Genomic DNA, 16,480 nt, shown 5'->3' on the forward strand with positions numbered 1-16,480 from the left:
CACTCTCGTGAACCATTTCGATTACCGCGACGGCGTGCTCCATGCCGAGGACGTGGCGATACCAGACATCGCCGCAAGCGTCGGCACGCCGTTCTATTGTTATTCGACGGCAACCTTGACCAGACACTACCGGGTGTTCGCCGGGGCCTTTGCCGGGCTCGACACGCTGGTCTGTTACGCCTTGAAGGCGAATTCCAACCAGGCGGTGCTGCGGACGCTGGCAAAGCTCGGCGCCGGCGCCGATACCGTCTCGGAAGGCGAAATGCGCCGCGCGCTCGCCGCCGGAATCCCGGCCAACAAGATCGTGTTTTCCGGTGTCGGCAAGACCGCGCGCGAGATGGATTTCGCGCTCGAGGCCGGCATTCTCTGTTTCAATGTCGAATCCGAGCCGGAGCTTGAATTGCTGTCGGCCCGCGCCACCGCGCTCGGCAAGGTGGCGCCGGTGTCGCTGCGCATCAACCCGGATGTCGACGCCAGGACGCACAGGAAGATCTCCACCGGCAAGGCCGAGAACAAGTTCGGCATTCCCTGGCAACGGGCGCGCCAGGTCTATGCCCGCGCGGCCGGTTTGCCGGGCACCAAGCCCATCGGCATCGATACCCATATCGGCAGCCAGATCACCGAGTTGCAGCCCTTTGACGATGCTTTCGCGCTTCTGGCGGAACTGGTCGGCGCGCTGCGCGCCGATGGCCACGCCGTCGAGCATGTCGATCTCGGCGGCGGCCTCGGCATCCCCTACCGCACCGACAACAGCCCGCCGCCTCTGCCCGATGCCTATGCCGAGATCGTCAGGAAGCACCTGACAAAGCTTGGAGTGAAGGTGATGTTCGAGCCGGGCCGGCTGATCGTCGGCAATGCCGGCATCCTGGTCTCGGAAGTGATCTTCGTGAAGGAAGGCGACGCCAAGAACTTCCTCGTCGTCGACGCCGCCATGAACGATCTGATCCGGCCGACGCTCTACGATGCCTTCCACGACATCAAGCCGGTGGTGCAGCCGCCGGCCGACACGCCGCGCATGGCGGTCGACGTCGTCGGCCCGGTCTGCGAGACCGGCGACTATCTCGGCCTCGACCGTGACCTGCCCCGGCTCAAGTCTGGCGACCTCATTGCCGTCACCACCGCCGGCGCCTATGGCGCGGTGCAATCCGGCACCTACAACACCCGCCTTCTGGTGCCCGAGGTTCTGGTCGACGGCGACCGTTTCCATGTCGTACGCCGGCGCCAGACCTATGACGAACTGATCGGCCTGGATTCGGTGCCCGACTGGCTTGCATAGGAGCCGCCACGGCGGCTGCGCTACAGCCGGTTTTGGATGAGCATCCTTGTGTCGGCGATCCTGTCCTCGTCGCGGCGGTAGAACGTCCATTGCTTGATGCGCTTGGGGCGCAGCAGGCCGGCCTGGGTAAGCACGCGCATATGTTCGGAGAGCGTCGCCTGCGTAATGCCGAGCTTCTCCGCGATCAGCAGCGCGCAAACGCCGTCCTCGACCAGATCGCCGTCTGCCTGGGCCGGGAAATGCGCCTGCGGATCCTTCAGCCAGTCGAGGATCTGCAGCCTGCGTTCGTTGGCGATCGCCTTGAAGAGATCAACCTCTTGCATTTAGCCATTTTGCCAAGTTACTAATTGCTGTCAATCCCAAGGAGATGGTCATGACGAACGGCAACACCGTCACGCGCGAACGCATTGCCGCGATGGAACCGCGCATCCGCCGCTATATCAGGCACACGCCGGTGCTGCGCGTCGACATGGCCGATTTCGACCGGCCGCCGCTGGCGGTCGACCTCAAGCTCGAATGCCTGCAGCATTCCGGTTCGTTCAAAGCGCGCGGCGCCTTCACCAATCTGCTCGAACGGCCGGTGCCTGCGGCCGGCGTGGTTGCGGCTTCGGGCGGCAATCATGGCGCCGCGGTCGCCTATGCCGCCATGCGGCTTGGCCACAAGGCGACGATCTTCGTTCCCGAAGTCAGCCCACCGGCCAAGCTGCAGCGCATCCGCGGCTACGGCGCCGAACTGATCGTCGGCGGCGCCCGCTATGCCGAGGCGCTGGCCGCCAGCGAGGCTTTCGCTGAAAAGACCGGCGCGCTGCAGATCCATGCCTTCAACCAGGAGGAAACATTGGTCGGCCAAGGCACGCTCGGCCTCGAAATCGAAAACGATCTGCCCGACATCGACACGCTGCTGGTCGCTGTCGGCGGCGGCGGCCTGATCGGCGGCATCGCCGCCTGGTTTGCCGGCCGCATCAGGATCATCGCCATCGAGCCCGAAGGCGCGCCGACGCTGCATCGCGCCTTCGAAGCCGGCCTCCCTGTCGATGCGCCCGCCGGAGGCGTCGCCGCCGATTCGCTGGCGCCCAAACGCGTCGGCGAGATGATGTTCCCGATCGCCGAGGCCTTCGTCGAACGCTCCATCCTGGTCACCGACGACGCCATTATTGCCGCGCAGAGGGCGCTGTGGGAGCGGGTGCGGATCATCGCCGAGCCGGGTGGCGCCGCAGCCTTTGCGGCTCTCTTGTCCGGCCGCTACACACCGGCGCCGGGCGAGCGGATCGCCGTCCTTGTCTGCGGCTCGAATACCGATCCGGCGAAATTCTAACCTTGCTTCGACTGAAGTGGGACGCAAACCCGCCAAAGCTTTTCAAGTTTTCCGGAACCGCCTCGCCTTTGCCGTGTTTGCTGGTAAACTTCTGCTTGTTGAGTCCGGGCTATCCCGCCCGGGCAGGAAGGGCCGATGACGGAACGCCCCATTTCCAGTGGCGATCGCAGCCTGGCCGGGCGGCTTGCCCTGAGCCGGCTGGCGACACGGGTCTCGATGACGGTCGAGCGCGGCTGGCCGCTGCTTCTGCCGCTGCTCATCGTCGCCAGCCTGTTTCTCAGCCTCTCCTGGCTCGGCCTTTTCCCCCGGCTGCCTGACATTGCGCGCATTATCCTGGTCACGGCGTTCGGTATTGCCACGCTGGCGGCGCTCTACCCGCTGCGTTTCTTCAAGCTTCCATCCGCCGCTGAAATCGACCGCCGTATCGAGGCCGCCAACCAGCTGCAGCACAGCCCGGTGCTGGTGCAGACCGACCGTCCCAGCGGCAAGGAAAGCATCTTTTCCCAGGCGTTGTGGCGCGAACACCAAAAGCGCATGGCCGACAAGCTCGGCAGCCTTGGCGCCGACCTGCCGCGTACCCGCGTGCCGGAGCGCGATCCGTGGGCATTGCGTGCCGTGGCGGCGCTGCTGTTGGTCACCGCTTTTGCCTTTTCCTTCGGACCGTCCGGCGGCAGGCTGTCCGATGGTTTCAGTGCCCATGCGGCGCGCGACATCGTACCGCCGCGCATCGATGCCTGGGTGACCCCGCCGGCCTATACCGGCAAGCCGCCCATCTTCTTGACCGCGCCAGTCATCGATGGCAACGCCAAGCAGGCGGTTGCCACCTTCACCGTGCCGCAAGGCAGCGACGTCTCGCTGCGCGTGACCGGCGGCTCCGGCGAGGAAACGCTAAGCTTTGCCGACAAGGGCGGCAATGCTCGCGCCATCGACCCGTCGGGACCACAGGTGGCGGCCGTCAAGGCAGCGGCGGTCAACCCCGCGACCCCCAAGCTGCGCCAGTTCACCGGCAAGCTGACCGCCGACGGGACGCTGACGCTGAAGTCGGGCGAAGCCGATCTCGGTCGCTGGGCCTTCGCGGTGATCCCCGACAAGCCGCCGACGATCCGCTTCGTCGGCGAGCCCAAGCGCGCCGTCAACGGCGCCTTCGAGCTCAACTACCAGATCGACGACGACTATGGCGCGGCCACCGCCAAGGCGGTTTTCGCGTTGGCCGATCCGGCGGCGCCCGATGCGCATCCGCTCTACGGTCCGCCTGACCTGCCGCTGGCGCTGCCGCGCCGCGGCGGCAAGGCGAACGCCGCCAAGACCACCAAGGACCTCACCGAACACGTCTGGGCCGGCGCCAGCATCAAGCTGTCGCTTGTCGCCACCGACGATGCCGGACACACCGCGACCAGCGAAACCAAGACTATTGTGATGCCGGAGCGGCCCTTCGCCAACCCGCTGGCGCGGGCGGTGGTCGAGCAGCGCCGCCTACTGGCGCTCGACGCCAATGCCAAGCCGCGCGTGCTCGACCTGATGGACGCCATCACGCTGCGGCCCGAGGACACGTTCGACAACATGTCGCATTACCTCGCCATCATGAGCGCCCGCAGCCGGCTGAAGATGTCGGACAGCGACGATCAGTTGCGCAACGAGGTTGCCTATCTCTGGGAAATCGCGCTCGGCATCGAGGAAGGCAATCTCTCGTCCGCCGAAAAGCGGCTCCGCCAGGCCCAGCAGGCGCTGCAGGACGCCATCAAGCGCGGCGCCAGCGACGAAGAGATCGAAAAGGCGATGAAGGAACTGCGCGAGGCGATGAACGAATTCCTGCAGGAATTCGCCGAGCGCGCCAAGCAGAACCCGAACGCGCCGCAGATGCAGCAGAATGGTCGCGAGCTGCGTCAGAGTGATATCGACCGCATGATGGACCAGATCGAGAACCTGGCGAAGTCGGGCGACCGCGACAAGGCGCAGGAGCTGCTGTCGCAGCTGGAAAACATGATGAACAACCTGCAGGCCGGCCGTCAGCAGCAGGGCGGCGAGCAGGACAGCGAGATGCGCCAGCAGATGGACAAGCTGGGCGAGATCATGCGCCGCCAGCAGGAGATGATGAACGACACCTACCGCATGGACCAGATGCAGCGCGGAGATAATCAGCAGCCCGGCGAAGGCAATGGCGACGACCCGGACCAGCCGGGCGTCGGCAAGGATCGCGATCCTCTCGCCCGGCCGAAGTCGATGACACCGCAGGAATTCGCTGATGCGATGAAGCAGTTGCAGGAAGGCCAGGGCCAGTTGCAGAGCGAACTCGACAAGCTGAAGAAGGGCCTGGAAGGCATGGGCATGCAACCCAATGAGGGGTTTGGCGACGCTGGCAAATCCATGGGCAATGCCGAAAAGTCGCTTGGCGAAGGCGAAGGCGACCAGGCAGTCGGCCACCAGGGTCGCGCGCTGGAAGCGCTGCGCAAGGGCGCCAAGGAGATGATGAAGCAGCTGCAGGCGATGCAGGGCGACCAGGGCGGCAGCCAGGAAGGCGGCCGCCAACAGGACGCCGGCCGCGATCCGCTGGGCCGACCGCGCGCCAGCCGCGGACCCGATTTCGGCGATTCGGTGAAGGTGCCCGACGAGATCGACGTGCAGCGCGCCCGCCAGATTCTCGAGGCGATTCGCAAGCGGCTCGGCAACGCGCTCAGCCCCGACATCGAGCGCAGCTACCTCGAGCGGCTGCTGGAGCTGAAGTAGCCTCCAAGGCAACATCCGTCGAACTGAATGGTATCAGCGCCATGCCGAAACTCGGTGCCGTCACGCCCATCCTGCGCATCTTCGACATCGCCAAGGCACGCGAATTCTATGTCGACTTTCTCGGCTTCAAGGTCGAGTTCGAGCACCGCTTCGACGACAATGCGCCGCTCTACATGGGTGTAATCCGCGACGGCTGTGTCCTGCATCTGAGCGAACATCATGGCGACGGCGCGCCGGGTATAGCCATGCGCATCAAGGTTGAGGACATCGCGGCGTTGCACCGCGAACTGATCGGCAAGAGATACCGCTACGCCCGGCCGGGCCTCGAAACCACGTCGTGGCAGACCCGTGAAGTGTCGGTCGGCGACCCCTTCGGCAATCGCCTGCATTTCTACGAGGATGCAACAGACTAAGCCGGCCGGTTGACGAACGCCTCGCGGATCGCCTCCTGCATGCCGTCGATAGCTTCGCCTGAGGCATTTGGGCTGCGGTGCATCACCACATTCGAGGAATCGATATGGCCGAACCCGTCAGCGGCGGTGAGTTCACGACAGCCATCCGGAATATTGCTGTGCGAGATCGGCGCGATCGCCAGGCCAGAGGTGACGGCGAGCTTCAGGCCGCCGGTGGTGTCGCTGGTATAGGCGACACGGTAGGCCAGCCCACGCTGCTCAAGCGATTTGATGGCAAAGTCCTTGCACCAGCCGGCCCGGTTGTAGAGCGCGATCGGCACCGGCCGCTCCTCATGCATGTGATGCAGGCTCGATGTCACCCACACGGTCGGATCGTGCATCAGCACCTCGCCGCCGGAAGGATCCTGCCATTCGAACACCACGGCGAGGTCGAGTTCACCGGCCCCCAACGCTGCCAGCTGGGCGCCCGAATGTGCATAGCGCACGGTGACCTCGACCTTGGTGTGACGCTTCGAGAAGGCGCCGAGCGCGCGCGACAGGATGGCGTGACCATATTCCTCGGGAATGCCGATGCGCACAGGCCCGCCAAGCGGTGCCGCCGCCATCGATGCCGCCGTCTCGTCGAGCAGAGAGACGATGCGGCGGGCATTGACGATCAGCTCGCCGCCACGGCGCGTCAGCGCCACGCCGCGCGAGCCGCGTTCGAACAGGCTGTCGCCGACCAGCTCCTCGAGCTTCTTCATCTGCATCGACACCGCCGACTGGGTGCGCCCGGCCTGCTCCGCCGCCCGGGTGAAATTGCCCGCTTCGGCAATGGCGACGAAGGTGCGCAGGAGATCGCTGTCGAGGGTTGGCCGCATCGAATCCGTCATAAGCAAATTTGATCTCTGGTATCATTCCAATTCGTTTGCAACATGTCAAACGCCGCAGCATAGTCCGCTCACCCATTGGATATGCCGCCGCGAAACCGGCTGCGGACCAATCAAAGAGTCCTCACTCATACCCGCTGCCCGAAACGGTGGCGGGTTCTTTTTACCCAGGCCGGGCGCCTGCGGGCAGTTAAGGCAAGGGCCGGCAGAACAACATGCGCAACCGGATCGTTCTCGGCATCATCAGCCTGTGCCTTGGCGTGCTGGTGTTCTCGCTCCAGGACCCGCTGGTCAAGGCGGTGTCGGCCGGCTATCCCGTGACCGAGGTGATGTGGATCCGCTCGATCGTCGCTTTGCCGATCCTGGTCGTTCTCGTTCGCGCCGATGTCGGCCTGCGGGCCATCGCCTCGAAGCGGTTCGGCCTGCTGACGATACGCGCCTTCATCCAGTTCTCCTCCTATACGGTCTACTATCTGGCGATCGCTGCCTTGCCGCTCGCCGACGCGGTGGCGCTCTATTTCATGGCGCCCCTGTTCATCATGGCGATAGCCGGGCCCTATCTCGGCGAGCGGGTATCCTGGCAGGCTCTCGCCACCGTGCTGATCGGCATGCTGGGCGTGGTCGTGATGCTGCGCCCGGGCGCCGGCCTGTTCGACTGGGCGGCGCTGCTTTCGTTGGGCTCGGCTTTGCTCTACGGCTTTTCACAGCTGATGGCGCGCAAGATCGGCGACACCGAATCCTCCACCGTCATGGCCTTCTACCAGAACGGCGCCTATCTGGTCGGCGCCGCTGCGGTTGCCGGCACATTCTGGCTTGCCGGCATAACCCATGCTGTCCACCCCAGCCTCGAATTCCTGGTGCGGCCGTGGGTCTGGCCGACGACACCGGATTTCCTCAAGATGGCGGCCTGCGGCTTCGTCGCTTCGGCCGGCATGATCCTGCTGTCGCAGGCCTACAGGCTGGCGCCCGCCAACCGCGTCGCCACCTTCGAATACACCGGGATTATCTGGTCGCCGCTGTGGGGCTTCCTGTTCTTCGACGAGGTGCCGCGCTCGACCACCGCCATCGGTGCGGCGCTGATCATCGGCGCCGGTCTGCTGGCGCTCAACACCGAACGGCGCCGGAGCGCTGCGCCTGTCCTCGCCGCGTCTCAGGATGCCGCCTGAAGCGTGTCAGGCGAAGCAGGCGAGCGCCTGGTCGACCCGCGAGCGGATTTCGGCCAGCGTGAAAGGCTTTTGCACGACGTCGATAATGATGCCGTTCAATTCCTCGGCGCGCTCGCGCTGGTCGGCATAGCCGGTCATCAGCAGGATCTTCATGTCAGGGAAAAGCCTGGCTGCGGCGATCGCCATCTCGATGCCGTCCATTTCCGGCATGCGGATATCGGAGACGACGAGGTCGTAGCCGCCGCCTGCAGCACTGACCATCGCCAGCCCCTGCGCGCCGTCGGCGGCGATATCGATCGAGTGCCCGGCGCGTTCGAGCGCGCGGGCGGCGAGGGTGCGGACGGACTCATCGTCCTCGACGATCAGAAGCTTTGCCATGGGCCGGAATTTGGCGGGCAAAAGTTGACTTTTTCTGAAAATTTGAAGCGTCGGGGGCCTTTTCTCAGGCATCGCCTTTGACGACACCGACAAACGGCAGTTCGCGAAAAGCGTGAGCGACGTCCATGCCGTAGCCGACGACGAAGTAATCGGGACAGTCGAAGCCGACATAGTCGGCGTTCAGCTCCGTCTGGCGGCGCATGCGCTTGTCCAACAGCACCGCGATGGCGCAGCTTTTGGCGCCGCGCGACAGCATCAGGTTGCGGGTGAAGGAGAGCGTCTTGCCCGACTCCAGGATATCGTCGATCAGCAGCACGTCGCGGCCGGCGACCTCATTGTCGATGTCGCGCAGCACCCTCACCTCGCCGCTGGTGGTGCCGGCGCCATAGCTGGAAATGAAGATGAACTCGACCTCCGGCGACAGCCCGACATCGTGCATGGCGCGGATCAGATCGGCGGCGAAGATGAACGAGCCCTTCAGCACCGAAATCACCAGCAGGTCGTGATAGTCGTGCTCGGCGATCTCCTTGGCGAGTTCGAGATTGCGCCGCGCGATCGCGGACGCCGAAAACAGGACCTCGATGTCCTTGCCGCGCACAACTGGCATCAACAACCTTTCCAGAGAACCGACTAGCCGGCGAAGGTGACCGCCACGGCCTTGACGCCGTTTCTAGGCACATCGAGGCGGCTGGAAAAGCCGAATCTTTCGCCGGGCGCCAGAGAACGGTTGGATGTCCCCAGAGTATAACGGGTGATGCGGCTGTCATTGCCGGTGACACGTATCTCCAGCGGCGGCAATTGTCCCGCCTTCAAACCGTCATTGACGGCCTCACCATCCACGAACAGCACCGGGGCGGGTCCTGAGGCGTCGACACGCGACGTGACGCCGGCAATGCTGAGTACGGCGCCCTCCGGCTGTTCGACTGACCAGAACGGCGTCTGGCGCACCAGCGCGTGGCCACCCGAGACCCAGAAGGCGGCAAGCGCCGCACCGATGCCGGCAATCCAGAAGATCGGCCCGCCACGCGATGCCGGCCGCCCGGCTGACGCATCTGATTTGCGCAGCATCTCCATGCCTTCCATCGACGGCGTCGCGATGTCGCGCGCCGGCGTCGGCATGGCTTCTATCAGTGGGATCAGCTGCGGCAGCACCTCATAATCCGCATCGACGATGTCGGTCGCCACAGGCCGCGATTCCGGTGCGACACTTGTCCCGGTCATGATTTCGCCGGAAACCGGGCGCGCGGTTCGTTGCTCAGCCATCATGGCCCCGCTGTTGCCTCTTCGTTTCTTTTGCGTAAATGGAAATGGTTAACGCTTCCCCACCGGCCCCTTGTGACGCACTCAAAAACAGCGAGAATTAACCGACGGTTAACCATGGCGGCCGATGGTCGTTGGACAGAAAGGGCTGGCACGCCGCCGCCACACACCTCAGGTCGTCGCACGTGATCCGCTTCGAAAATGTCGGCCTCCGCTATGGCATGGGTCCGGAAATCCTCCGCGACATCTCCCTGCACATTCCGGAGAGCTCCTTCCAGTTCCTGAGCGGGCCCTCCGGCGCCGGCAAGACGACGCTGCTGCGCCTTCTGTTCATGTCGCTGAAGCCGACACGCGGGCTGATCACCATCTTCGGCAAGGACCGCTCGCGCATCTCGCGCGCTGAACTGCCGCATCTCAGGCGCCGCATCGGCGTGGTGTTCCAGGATTTCCGCCTGCTCGACCACATGACCACCTATGAGAATGTCGCTCTGCCGCTGCGCGTGCGCGGCCGCGAGGAAGCGAGCTACCGCACCGACGTCACCGAACTTTTGAAATGGGTTGGCCTGGGCGAGCGCATGCATGTGCTGCCGCCGGTCCTTTCGGGTGGCGAAAAGCAGCGCGCGGCAATCGCCCGGGCCTTGATCGAACAGCCCGAAATCCTGCTTGCCGACGAGCCGACCGGCAATGTCGACCCGCCGCTGGCGCGCCGGTTGCTCAGGCTGTTCATTGAGCTCAACCGGCTCGGCACCGCGGTGGTGATCGCCACTCACGATCTCGGCCTGATGGAGCAGGTCGACGCGCGCCGCATGATCCTGGCCGGCGGAAGGCTGGATATTTATGACTGAGCTATCGGCCGAACAGCTGCATGAAGACGCCGCCGAGCCCGCGACGACGACGCAGCGCGTCCAGCGCCGCATGGCGCCGATCGTGCCGGCGCAGAATATTGCCGGCCGCGCCTTGGTGCTGGTCATCGCCATCATGACCTTCCTGTCCTGCCTGACTTTCGGCGCCGTCACGCTGGTGCGCGACACTGCCTCGGTCTGGGAAAACCAGATCTCGCGCGAGGCGACGATTCAGATCAAACCGGTCGACGGCCTCGACATGGAGGCAGCCCTTGCCCAGGCCTCGCAGATCGTCGGCGAATTCCCCGGCGTGAAGGAAACCCGGATCATCGATCGCGACGCCACCGCGCGTCTGTTGGAGCCATGGCTGGGCTCGGGCCTGAATATCGACGAATTGCCGGTGCCGCGCCTGATCATCGTCACCATCGACGAGACCAGTCCGCCCGACTTTAGCGCCATCCGTGCGGCGCTCACGCCCAAGCTGCCGAGTGCTTCGCTCGACGATCACCGTACATGGGTCGACCGGCTGGTCGCCATGGCCCGCACCACGGTCACCATCGGCATCGCCGTGCTGGTCCTGATGCTGTCGGCGACGGTGCTGACCGTAGTGTTTGCGACGCGCGGCGCTATGGCGGGTAACGGCCATATCATCGAAGTGCTGCATTTCGTCGGCGCCGAGGCGCGCTTCATCGCGCGCGAATTCCGCTGGCATTTCCTGGTCACCGGCATGAAGGGCGCGGCCGCCGGCGGCGCAGCCGCGATCCTGGTTTTCATCGTCTTTTCCTGGTGGTCGTCGCGCAACATGGCAACGCCGCAGGCCGACCAGGCCACCGCTTTGTTCGGCAATTTCGCCATCGGATCGGCAGGCTATCTCGGCGTCGGCCTGATGGTGCTGGTGATCGGCGGACTGACGGCGGCGACCTCGCACGCCACCGTCGTCGCCTATCTCAGCGACATCGATGTCCGCCAGCCGGATGCGGGGTGAACCGTGAGGGCAGAAGCGAAAACAGTTCGGGGGCAAGGACAGGAATGGAAGGGACGATCACGGATCGAAAACCGACGTAACGCAATGTGCGCTTTTTTCCTTACCAAAAAGGCATTTCAGGATTAACCATAGGATGATGAACGCGCGGGAGTCGACCGGAACGGCTGGACAGATGCCAGTGGTGCGTTTGCGTGTGCGTACCGGGCTGGGCCGTTTGCGCACCGCCCTGCGTCTCGCCTCCCTCTGTCTACTGCTGCTGGTGGCCCTGTTTGCCGGTGGCTTCGGCTGGTTCGCCAGCAAGGTCAGCCACATGACGACCCCGACCAACCCAGCCAAGGCCGATGCGATCATCGTCTTGACCGGCGGTCAGGCCCGCCTCGACGCAGCACTCGATCTGCTTGCCTCCGGCAAGGGCGAGCGGCTGCTGATCTCAGGCGTGCATCCCTCTGCCAGCCGCCGCCAATTGCAGGCTGCTACCGGCGGCGACAAGGCGCTGTTTTCCTGCTGTGTCGACATCGACCGCGCCGCGCTCGACACGATCGGCAATGCCGAGGAAAGCGCTAAATGGGTGGAGAGCCACGCCTATGGCAGCGTCATCCTCGTCACCAACAATTACCACATGCCGCGCAGCCTGCTCGAGATGGGCCGCCTGCTGCATGGCGCCAGGCTTGAACCCTATCCGGTGGTCAACACCAATCTGGACAATGGCGACTGGCTGACCAAGCCGGAAGCGCTACGCGTGCTTCTGACCGAATACAGCAAATACCTGCTGGCGCTTGCGCGCGGCGTCGTCCCGGTCCGCCAGACTGCCGACAGCGTCGCACTGGCCGAGGTTTCGACCGCCAAGGACTAAAGCAATTCCAGGAAAAGTGTGTAGCGGTTTCCCCGGGAAAAGCACGTACGCTTTCCCTTGGGAATTGCGTCCAGACAGACGACTCTGACGGCGCTCGATTACCCCTTGGCCGTGCCGTCTTCCGCGCCACGCAGCCGCGCAATCTCCTGTTCGAGGCTTTCAATCCGCTTGTCGCGTTCGGCGAGTGCGGCCGCGACATCGGCGGCCTCGAATCGCTGCGGAATGTGTTGCGGGCAATTGGCATCCCAGGCCGAGACGGTGAACAAGATGACCTGCTCGGGGCGCGCCTTGTAGTCCTGCGGCATCAGCCTTGCCAGAAGCTCGGCATCGTCCTCGACGACGCGCGCCGTGCCCCAGATCTTGACGCGCTGGCGATGCGCATAGTCGATCAGGAACAGGAATGCCTGGTTGTTGTCGGCGAGATTCCCCTGCGTGATGAACTGCCTGTTCCCGGAGAAATCGGCAAAGCCGATGGTCTTCTCGTCCAGCACCTTGAGGAAGCCGGCTGGCCCGCCGCGATGCTGGATATAGGGCTGACCCTCGCCATTTGCCGTCGACAGGAAGACGCTGGTCTGCGCCGCGATGAAGTCGGCGAGGTCGGGCGTCATATGGGCGCGCCATCCGCCGCGCTCCTCGGCGCTGGCATAGCCCTTGCGCGAACCTTTGCGGGTCTGGATCGCCTTGACCGTCGGCGTGAAGGCGACATCGCTGGTGAAAGTATGAGCATTCATGGAAGCCTCCGCGAGGCCGAAACACGGCCATTGTACGAAGAGGTAGGTCCTTCCATGTTTTGGATGTAGATGGCATAGTTGCAAGCTATCTTTCCAATTTCCGGAAGAAACTATGGATCGTCTCGAAGCCATGTCGCTGTTCGTCGCCGCGGTGGAAGCGGGCAGCCTTTCCGCTGCCGGCCGCCATTTCGGCATTCCACTGGCAACGGTCAGCCGCAAGGTTTCCGACCTCGAAAAGCACCTTCAGGCGCGCCTGCTGAACCGTTCGACCCGGCAGCTCACGCTGACCGATGCCGGCCAGGCCTATCTCGCCGCCTGCCGCCGCATCCTCGGCGAGGTCGGCGAAGCCGAACGCACCGCTGCCGGCGAATACAGCACGCCGACCGGCGACCTGTTCATCACCGCGCCGGTCGTCTTTGGTCGCCTGCACGTGCTGCCTGTCGTCACCGAATTCCTGGCGGCTTATCCTCAAGTCAACATTCGCCTGACGCTGGCTGACCGGATAACCCAACTGGCGGAGGAACATCTCGACCTTGCCATCCGCATCGGCGAGCTTGCGCCTTCGAGCCTCATTGCCATCCGCGTCGGCGCGATCCGTCGCGTCGTGTGCGCCAGCCCCGCCTATATCGCCGCGCATGGCATGCCGCGGACGCCGGACGATCTGGCCGCGCATGAATGCATCAGTTTCGAAGGGCCTGCAGCGCTCGCCAGCTGGAGCTTTGCCGGCGACAAGGGCGAACTGATCGTGCCGATCCACTCACGGCTGCGCGTCAACACGGCGGAAGCTGCAATCGATGCCGCGATTGCAGGCGCCGGGATGACGCGGGTGCTCTCCTACCAGATCGCGGACGCAGTACGTTCCGGCGTGCTCGTCCCGGTCTTGCGACCCTTCGAGCCGCAGCCGTGGCCGGTGAGCCTCGTCCATGCCGGCCAAGGCCTGCTGGCGGTGAAACTCAGGGCGTTCCTCGATTTCGCCGCTCCGCGGCTGAAGCAGCGGCTATTGCAGGCGACGTGGTGAGTTGAGACTGGCTTTGAGTCAGTGGCGAGCCGGCCTATGTCAGGCCATTGCGGCGTTTCCTTTTTGCCCGCGCTTGGTGTAACCAACGCACACCTCCTCAACGGGCCCTTCCCCGCATGCTCTATATCCGCTCGCTGGCGTTCAACTTCGTCTTCTATGTCAATCTGATCGTCCAGATGGTCCTCTGGACCCCTTACTACTTCCTTTCGCCACGCCATCGCGCCTGGTTCGTGCCGAAATTCTGGTCGCGCACCAGCCTGTGGCTCTACGACAAGATCGCCGGCACGAGGAGCGACATCACCGGCGTCGAGAACCTGCCGGAGGGCTCTTTCATCCTGGCGCCGAAACACCAGTCGTTTTGGGACGCGATCGCTTTCTTTCCCTTCCTCCACGATCCGCTTTATATCCTGAAGCGCGAGCTGACCTGGATCCCCTTCTTCGGCTGGTACATCCTGAAGATGCGGATGATCCCGGTTCACCGCGGCAGCCGCTCCAAGGCGTTGAAGCAGGTCGTTGCATCGACAAAGCAGGAGATGGGGCGCAATCCGCGCCAGCTGATTATCTACCCCGAAGGCACGCGCCGAGCGCCAGGCGACGAGCCGGCTTACAAATACGGCATTGTCGAGCTCTATACGCAGCTTGGCGTCCCGGTGGTACCGGTCGCCCATGTCGCCGGCCTCTATTGGCCTCGCCGCAAATTTTTGCGCTTTCCCGGCACCATCAAGGCCCGCTTCCTGCCGCCGATCCCGCCCGGGCTCGGCAAGGACGAATTCATGGACCGGCTGATCGGCGATACGGAAGCCGCCTGCGACCAGCTGCTGATCGAGGCATCGCAGGCTCCTAACCCGCCGCAAATGCCGCCGACGGCGGTCAAGCGGCTGGCCGAACTCGCCGCGGCCGCCAAAGCAATTCCAGGAAAAGTGTGAGCGGTTTTTTCCGTCCTGAATCGCGCCAAAACAAAAAAGACCAAAGCTTGATCTCTTCTGCGGGCCGGCTCAAGGCCACGCCGCCAGCGCCGTGGTCAGCACCAGCGTCGCCGCGAAGGCCAGATTGATGATCCGCGACGTCAGCGGCTGGCGCAGGGTGCGGGCGAAGGCCGCGCCGGCCAGCAGCCACAGCACATGGATGGCTACGATCATCAGGGTGAGAACCGCCAGCCTGGCCGGGATGCCGAGAGCTGCGGTCGCGGAGCCAGCAAGGACCGCAGCAATCGCCAGATAGGCTTTCGGGTTGGCAACGGCGAGCAGGAAGCCGCCGAGGAAGGTCGGCAGAACCGCGCTGCTGTCACGCGCGGCCAGCGGCGGCGCTGTCGCTATTCTGTAGGCGAGGTAGAGAATATAGGCGGCTGAAGCGACCGCCAGCACTGGCGCTACGCCCGGCATCGAGGTGAGGATAGCCTTGATGCCGGTGGCCACGACCAGCAGCACCGCGACCGTGCCTAAAATGATCCCCGATGTGTAGTGAAGCGAATTGCGCAGGCCGAAGGCGGCCCCTATCGCCGTGACGCTGATCGTCGCCGGGCCAGGACTGCCCATGACGACGGTTGCCGCCAGCACCAGCGCCAGCAATTGCTGCCAGGGCTGCGCCTGCGAAAGAATGTCTGCGGCCATGCTGCCTCTTCTCCACAATAATGGAGAACAGTGTGGCAAGGCGGACAGCCGTCGTCTTGAACGATCGTGCCGAACCTGCGCGGCTAGGCGCTGGCCTTGTCCAGCGCCACGAGATCCTCCGCGCTGAGCTTCAGCGATGCGGCGCGCACCAGGCTGTCGACCTGGTCCAGCGTCGTGGCGCTGGCGATCGGCGCAGTGATGCCGGGCTGCGCCATCACCCATGCGAGTGCTACTTCCGCCTGCTTGGCCGAATGGCGCGCCGCCACAGTGTCGAGTGCGGCCAGAATGCGCATGCCGCGCGCATTGAGATAAGCCTTCACGCCGCCGCCGCGTTCACTTTTGCCGAGATCGGCCTCGCTACGGTATTTGCCGCTCAAAAACCCCTTGGCGAGACTGAAATAGGTGATGACGCCGATATCCTCGGCCACGCACACATCATGCAGCGGCCCGTCGAAGGATGAGCGATCGTAGAGATTGTATTCCGGCTGCAGCACGCTGTAGCGCGGCAGCCCGCGCAGGCTGGCAACATCGAGCGCGGCGCGCAGCTGGCCGGCGTCGAGATTCGAGGCGCCGATATGGCGGACCTTGCCGGCAGCGAGCAGCTTCTGGTAAGCGCCGAGCGTCTCTTCATAAGGCGTGGTCGGGTCCGGCCAGTGCGACAAATAGAGGTCGATGACATCGGTCTGCAGTCGCTTGAGCGACGCCTCGACTGCCCTTTCGATATGGGCAGCGGACAGATCCTTCTTGCCTTGTCCCATATCCGAGCCGACTTTGGTGATGACGATGATCTTGTCACGGTTGCCGCGGCTTTTCATCCATTTGCCGATGATGGTCTCGGACTCGCCGCCCGCGTGGCCGGGCACCCAGCGCGAATAGGCATCGGCCGTATCGATAGCGTTGAGGCCGGCGCCGCCGAACCGGTCGAGCAGGTCGAAGGAGGTCTTCTCGTCCGCGGTCCAGCCGAAGACATTGCCGCCCAGGACCAGCGGCGCGATGGAAAGGTCGGTTTGACCGAGACGGCGTTTTTGCAAGACGGGGCT

Annotated in this window: 18 protein-coding genes; 10 read left to right on the top strand and 8 right to left on the bottom strand. The window is 64.3% G+C overall.

Translation table 11 applies throughout. From position 1 onward, the window contains the following. Positions 1-7: 7 nt before the first annotated feature. The gene (lysA, locus tag NKK52_RS21360; RefSeq protein WP_023685336.1) at positions 8-1,276 is read left to right on the top strand and encodes a diaminopimelate decarboxylase; all 1,269 of its coding nucleotides are present in this window, start codon (positions 8-10) and stop codon (positions 1,274-1,276) included. A gap of 20 nt (positions 1,277-1,296) precedes the next feature. Here lysA and NKK52_RS21365 read toward each other — a convergent pair whose 3' ends face one another. Continuing rightward, the gene (locus NKK52_RS21365) at positions 1,297-1,599 is read right to left on the bottom strand and encodes an ArsR/SmtB family transcription factor (protein WP_023714970.1); all 303 of its coding nucleotides are present in this window, start codon (positions 1,597-1,599) and stop codon (positions 1,297-1,299) included. A 50-nt stretch (positions 1,600-1,649) separates the two neighbouring features. Here NKK52_RS21365 and NKK52_RS21370 point away from each other — a divergent pair, with 50 nt between their 5' ends. The 3 genes from NKK52_RS21370 (at position 1,650) to NKK52_RS21380 (ending at position 5,728) form a co-directional block, all read left to right on the top strand. Further along, positions 1,650-2,591 (top strand): threonine/serine dehydratase, encoded by a 942-nt coding sequence (locus NKK52_RS21370; RefSeq protein WP_023685338.1) that lies wholly within the window; start codon positions 1,650-1,652, stop codon positions 2,589-2,591. 135 nt (positions 2,592-2,726) lie between these two features. Further along, positions 2,727-5,315 (top strand): TIGR02302 family protein, encoded by a 2,589-nt coding sequence (locus tag NKK52_RS21375; RefSeq protein WP_023685339.1) that lies wholly within the window; start codon positions 2,727-2,729, stop codon positions 5,313-5,315. Between the two features lie 41 nt (positions 5,316-5,356). Beyond that, on the top strand, positions 5,357-5,728 hold the full coding sequence (locus NKK52_RS21380; RefSeq protein ID WP_023685340.1) for a glyoxalase superfamily protein: 372 nt from the start codon (positions 5,357-5,359) through the stop codon (positions 5,726-5,728). Here NKK52_RS21380 and NKK52_RS21385 read toward each other — a convergent pair. Next, positions 5,725-6,588, bottom strand: a complete 864-nt coding sequence (locus tag NKK52_RS21385; RefSeq protein WP_023685341.1) for a LysR family transcriptional regulator — start codon at positions 6,586-6,588, stop codon at positions 5,725-5,727. The two genes, NKK52_RS21380 and NKK52_RS21385, sit on opposite strands and share 4 nt — an antisense overlap. A 224-nt stretch (positions 6,589-6,812) precedes the next feature. Between NKK52_RS21385 and NKK52_RS21390 the strand changes: the two genes are divergently transcribed. Then, a complete protein-coding gene (locus NKK52_RS21390; protein WP_023686707.1) occupies positions 6,813-7,763 on the top strand; it encodes a DMT family transporter in 951 nt (316 codons plus the stop codon). A 6-nt stretch (positions 7,764-7,769) separates the two neighbouring features. On the opposite strand, the gene NKK52_RS21395 is transcribed toward NKK52_RS21390, so the two are convergent. From NKK52_RS21395 to NKK52_RS21405, 3 genes are all read right to left on the bottom strand, one after another. After that, positions 7,770-8,141 (bottom strand): response regulator, encoded by a 372-nt coding sequence (locus NKK52_RS21395; protein WP_023673316.1) that lies wholly within the window; start codon positions 8,139-8,141, stop codon positions 7,770-7,772. A gap of 64 nt (positions 8,142-8,205) precedes the next feature. Further along, positions 8,206-8,748: a hypoxanthine phosphoribosyltransferase gene (gene hpt, locus NKK52_RS21400; protein WP_023673315.1), complete on the bottom strand. Its 543-nt coding sequence runs from the start codon at positions 8,746-8,748 to the stop codon at positions 8,206-8,208. 23 nt (positions 8,749-8,771) lie between these two features. Further along, positions 8,772-9,407, bottom strand: a complete 636-nt coding sequence (locus tag NKK52_RS21405; RefSeq protein ID WP_023685343.1) for a hypothetical protein — start codon at positions 9,405-9,407, stop codon at positions 8,772-8,774. 179 nt (positions 9,408-9,586) lie between these two features. On the opposite strand from NKK52_RS21405, the gene ftsE reads away from it, so the two are divergent. From ftsE to NKK52_RS21420, 3 genes are all read left to right on the top strand, one after another. Further along, entirely contained in the window at positions 9,587-10,246 is a 660-nt protein-coding gene (gene ftsE, locus NKK52_RS21410) for a cell division ATP-binding protein FtsE (protein WP_023685344.1), read from the top strand. Further along, entirely contained in the window at positions 10,239-11,228 is a 990-nt protein-coding gene (locus tag NKK52_RS21415; protein WP_023673312.1) for a cell division protein FtsX, read from the top strand. The genes ftsE and NKK52_RS21415 overlap by 8 nt, the downstream gene beginning before the upstream one ends. Before the next feature lie 133 nt (positions 11,229-11,361). Then, positions 11,362-12,081 (top strand): YdcF family protein, encoded by a 720-nt coding sequence (locus NKK52_RS21420; RefSeq protein ID WP_023673311.1) that lies wholly within the window; start codon positions 11,362-11,364, stop codon positions 12,079-12,081. Between the two features lie 98 nt (positions 12,082-12,179). Here NKK52_RS21420 and NKK52_RS21425 read toward each other — a convergent pair whose 3' ends face one another. Beyond that, positions 12,180-12,812 carry a pyridoxamine 5'-phosphate oxidase family protein gene (locus NKK52_RS21425; protein ID WP_023673310.1) on the bottom strand — a complete coding sequence of 211 codons (633 nt, stop codon included), beginning with the start codon at positions 12,810-12,812 and terminating at the stop codon, positions 12,180-12,182. Positions 12,813-12,924: 112 nt separating this feature from the next. Between NKK52_RS21425 and NKK52_RS21430 the strand changes: the two genes are divergently transcribed. Next, on the top strand, positions 12,925-13,830 hold the full coding sequence (locus NKK52_RS21430; protein WP_023685345.1) for a LysR family transcriptional regulator: 906 nt from the start codon (positions 12,925-12,927) through the stop codon (positions 13,828-13,830). A gap of 116 nt (positions 13,831-13,946) precedes the next feature. Next, on the top strand, positions 13,947-14,756 hold the full coding sequence (locus tag NKK52_RS21435; RefSeq protein ID WP_023673308.1) for a lysophospholipid acyltransferase family protein: 810 nt from the start codon (positions 13,947-13,949) through the stop codon (positions 14,754-14,756). Between the two features lie 69 nt (positions 14,757-14,825). Here the strand turns inward: NKK52_RS21435 and NKK52_RS21440 are convergent, their stop codons facing one another. Both NKK52_RS21440 and NKK52_RS21445 read right to left on the bottom strand, forming a co-directional pair. Beyond that, a complete protein-coding gene (locus NKK52_RS21440) occupies positions 14,826-15,440 on the bottom strand; it encodes a LysE family translocator (RefSeq protein WP_023685346.1) in 615 nt (204 codons plus the stop codon). 83 nt (positions 15,441-15,523) lie between these two features. Beyond that, positions 15,524-16,471: an aldo/keto reductase gene (locus NKK52_RS21445; RefSeq protein WP_023685347.1), complete on the bottom strand. Its 948-nt coding sequence runs from the start codon at positions 16,469-16,471 to the stop codon at positions 15,524-15,526. Positions 16,472-16,480 lie beyond the last annotated feature (9 nt).

Origin of the sequence: Mesorhizobium sp. C277A, from assembly GCF_040324395.1 — a bacterium.
GTDB lineage: Bacteria > Pseudomonadota > Alphaproteobacteria > Rhizobiales > Rhizobiaceae > Mesorhizobium.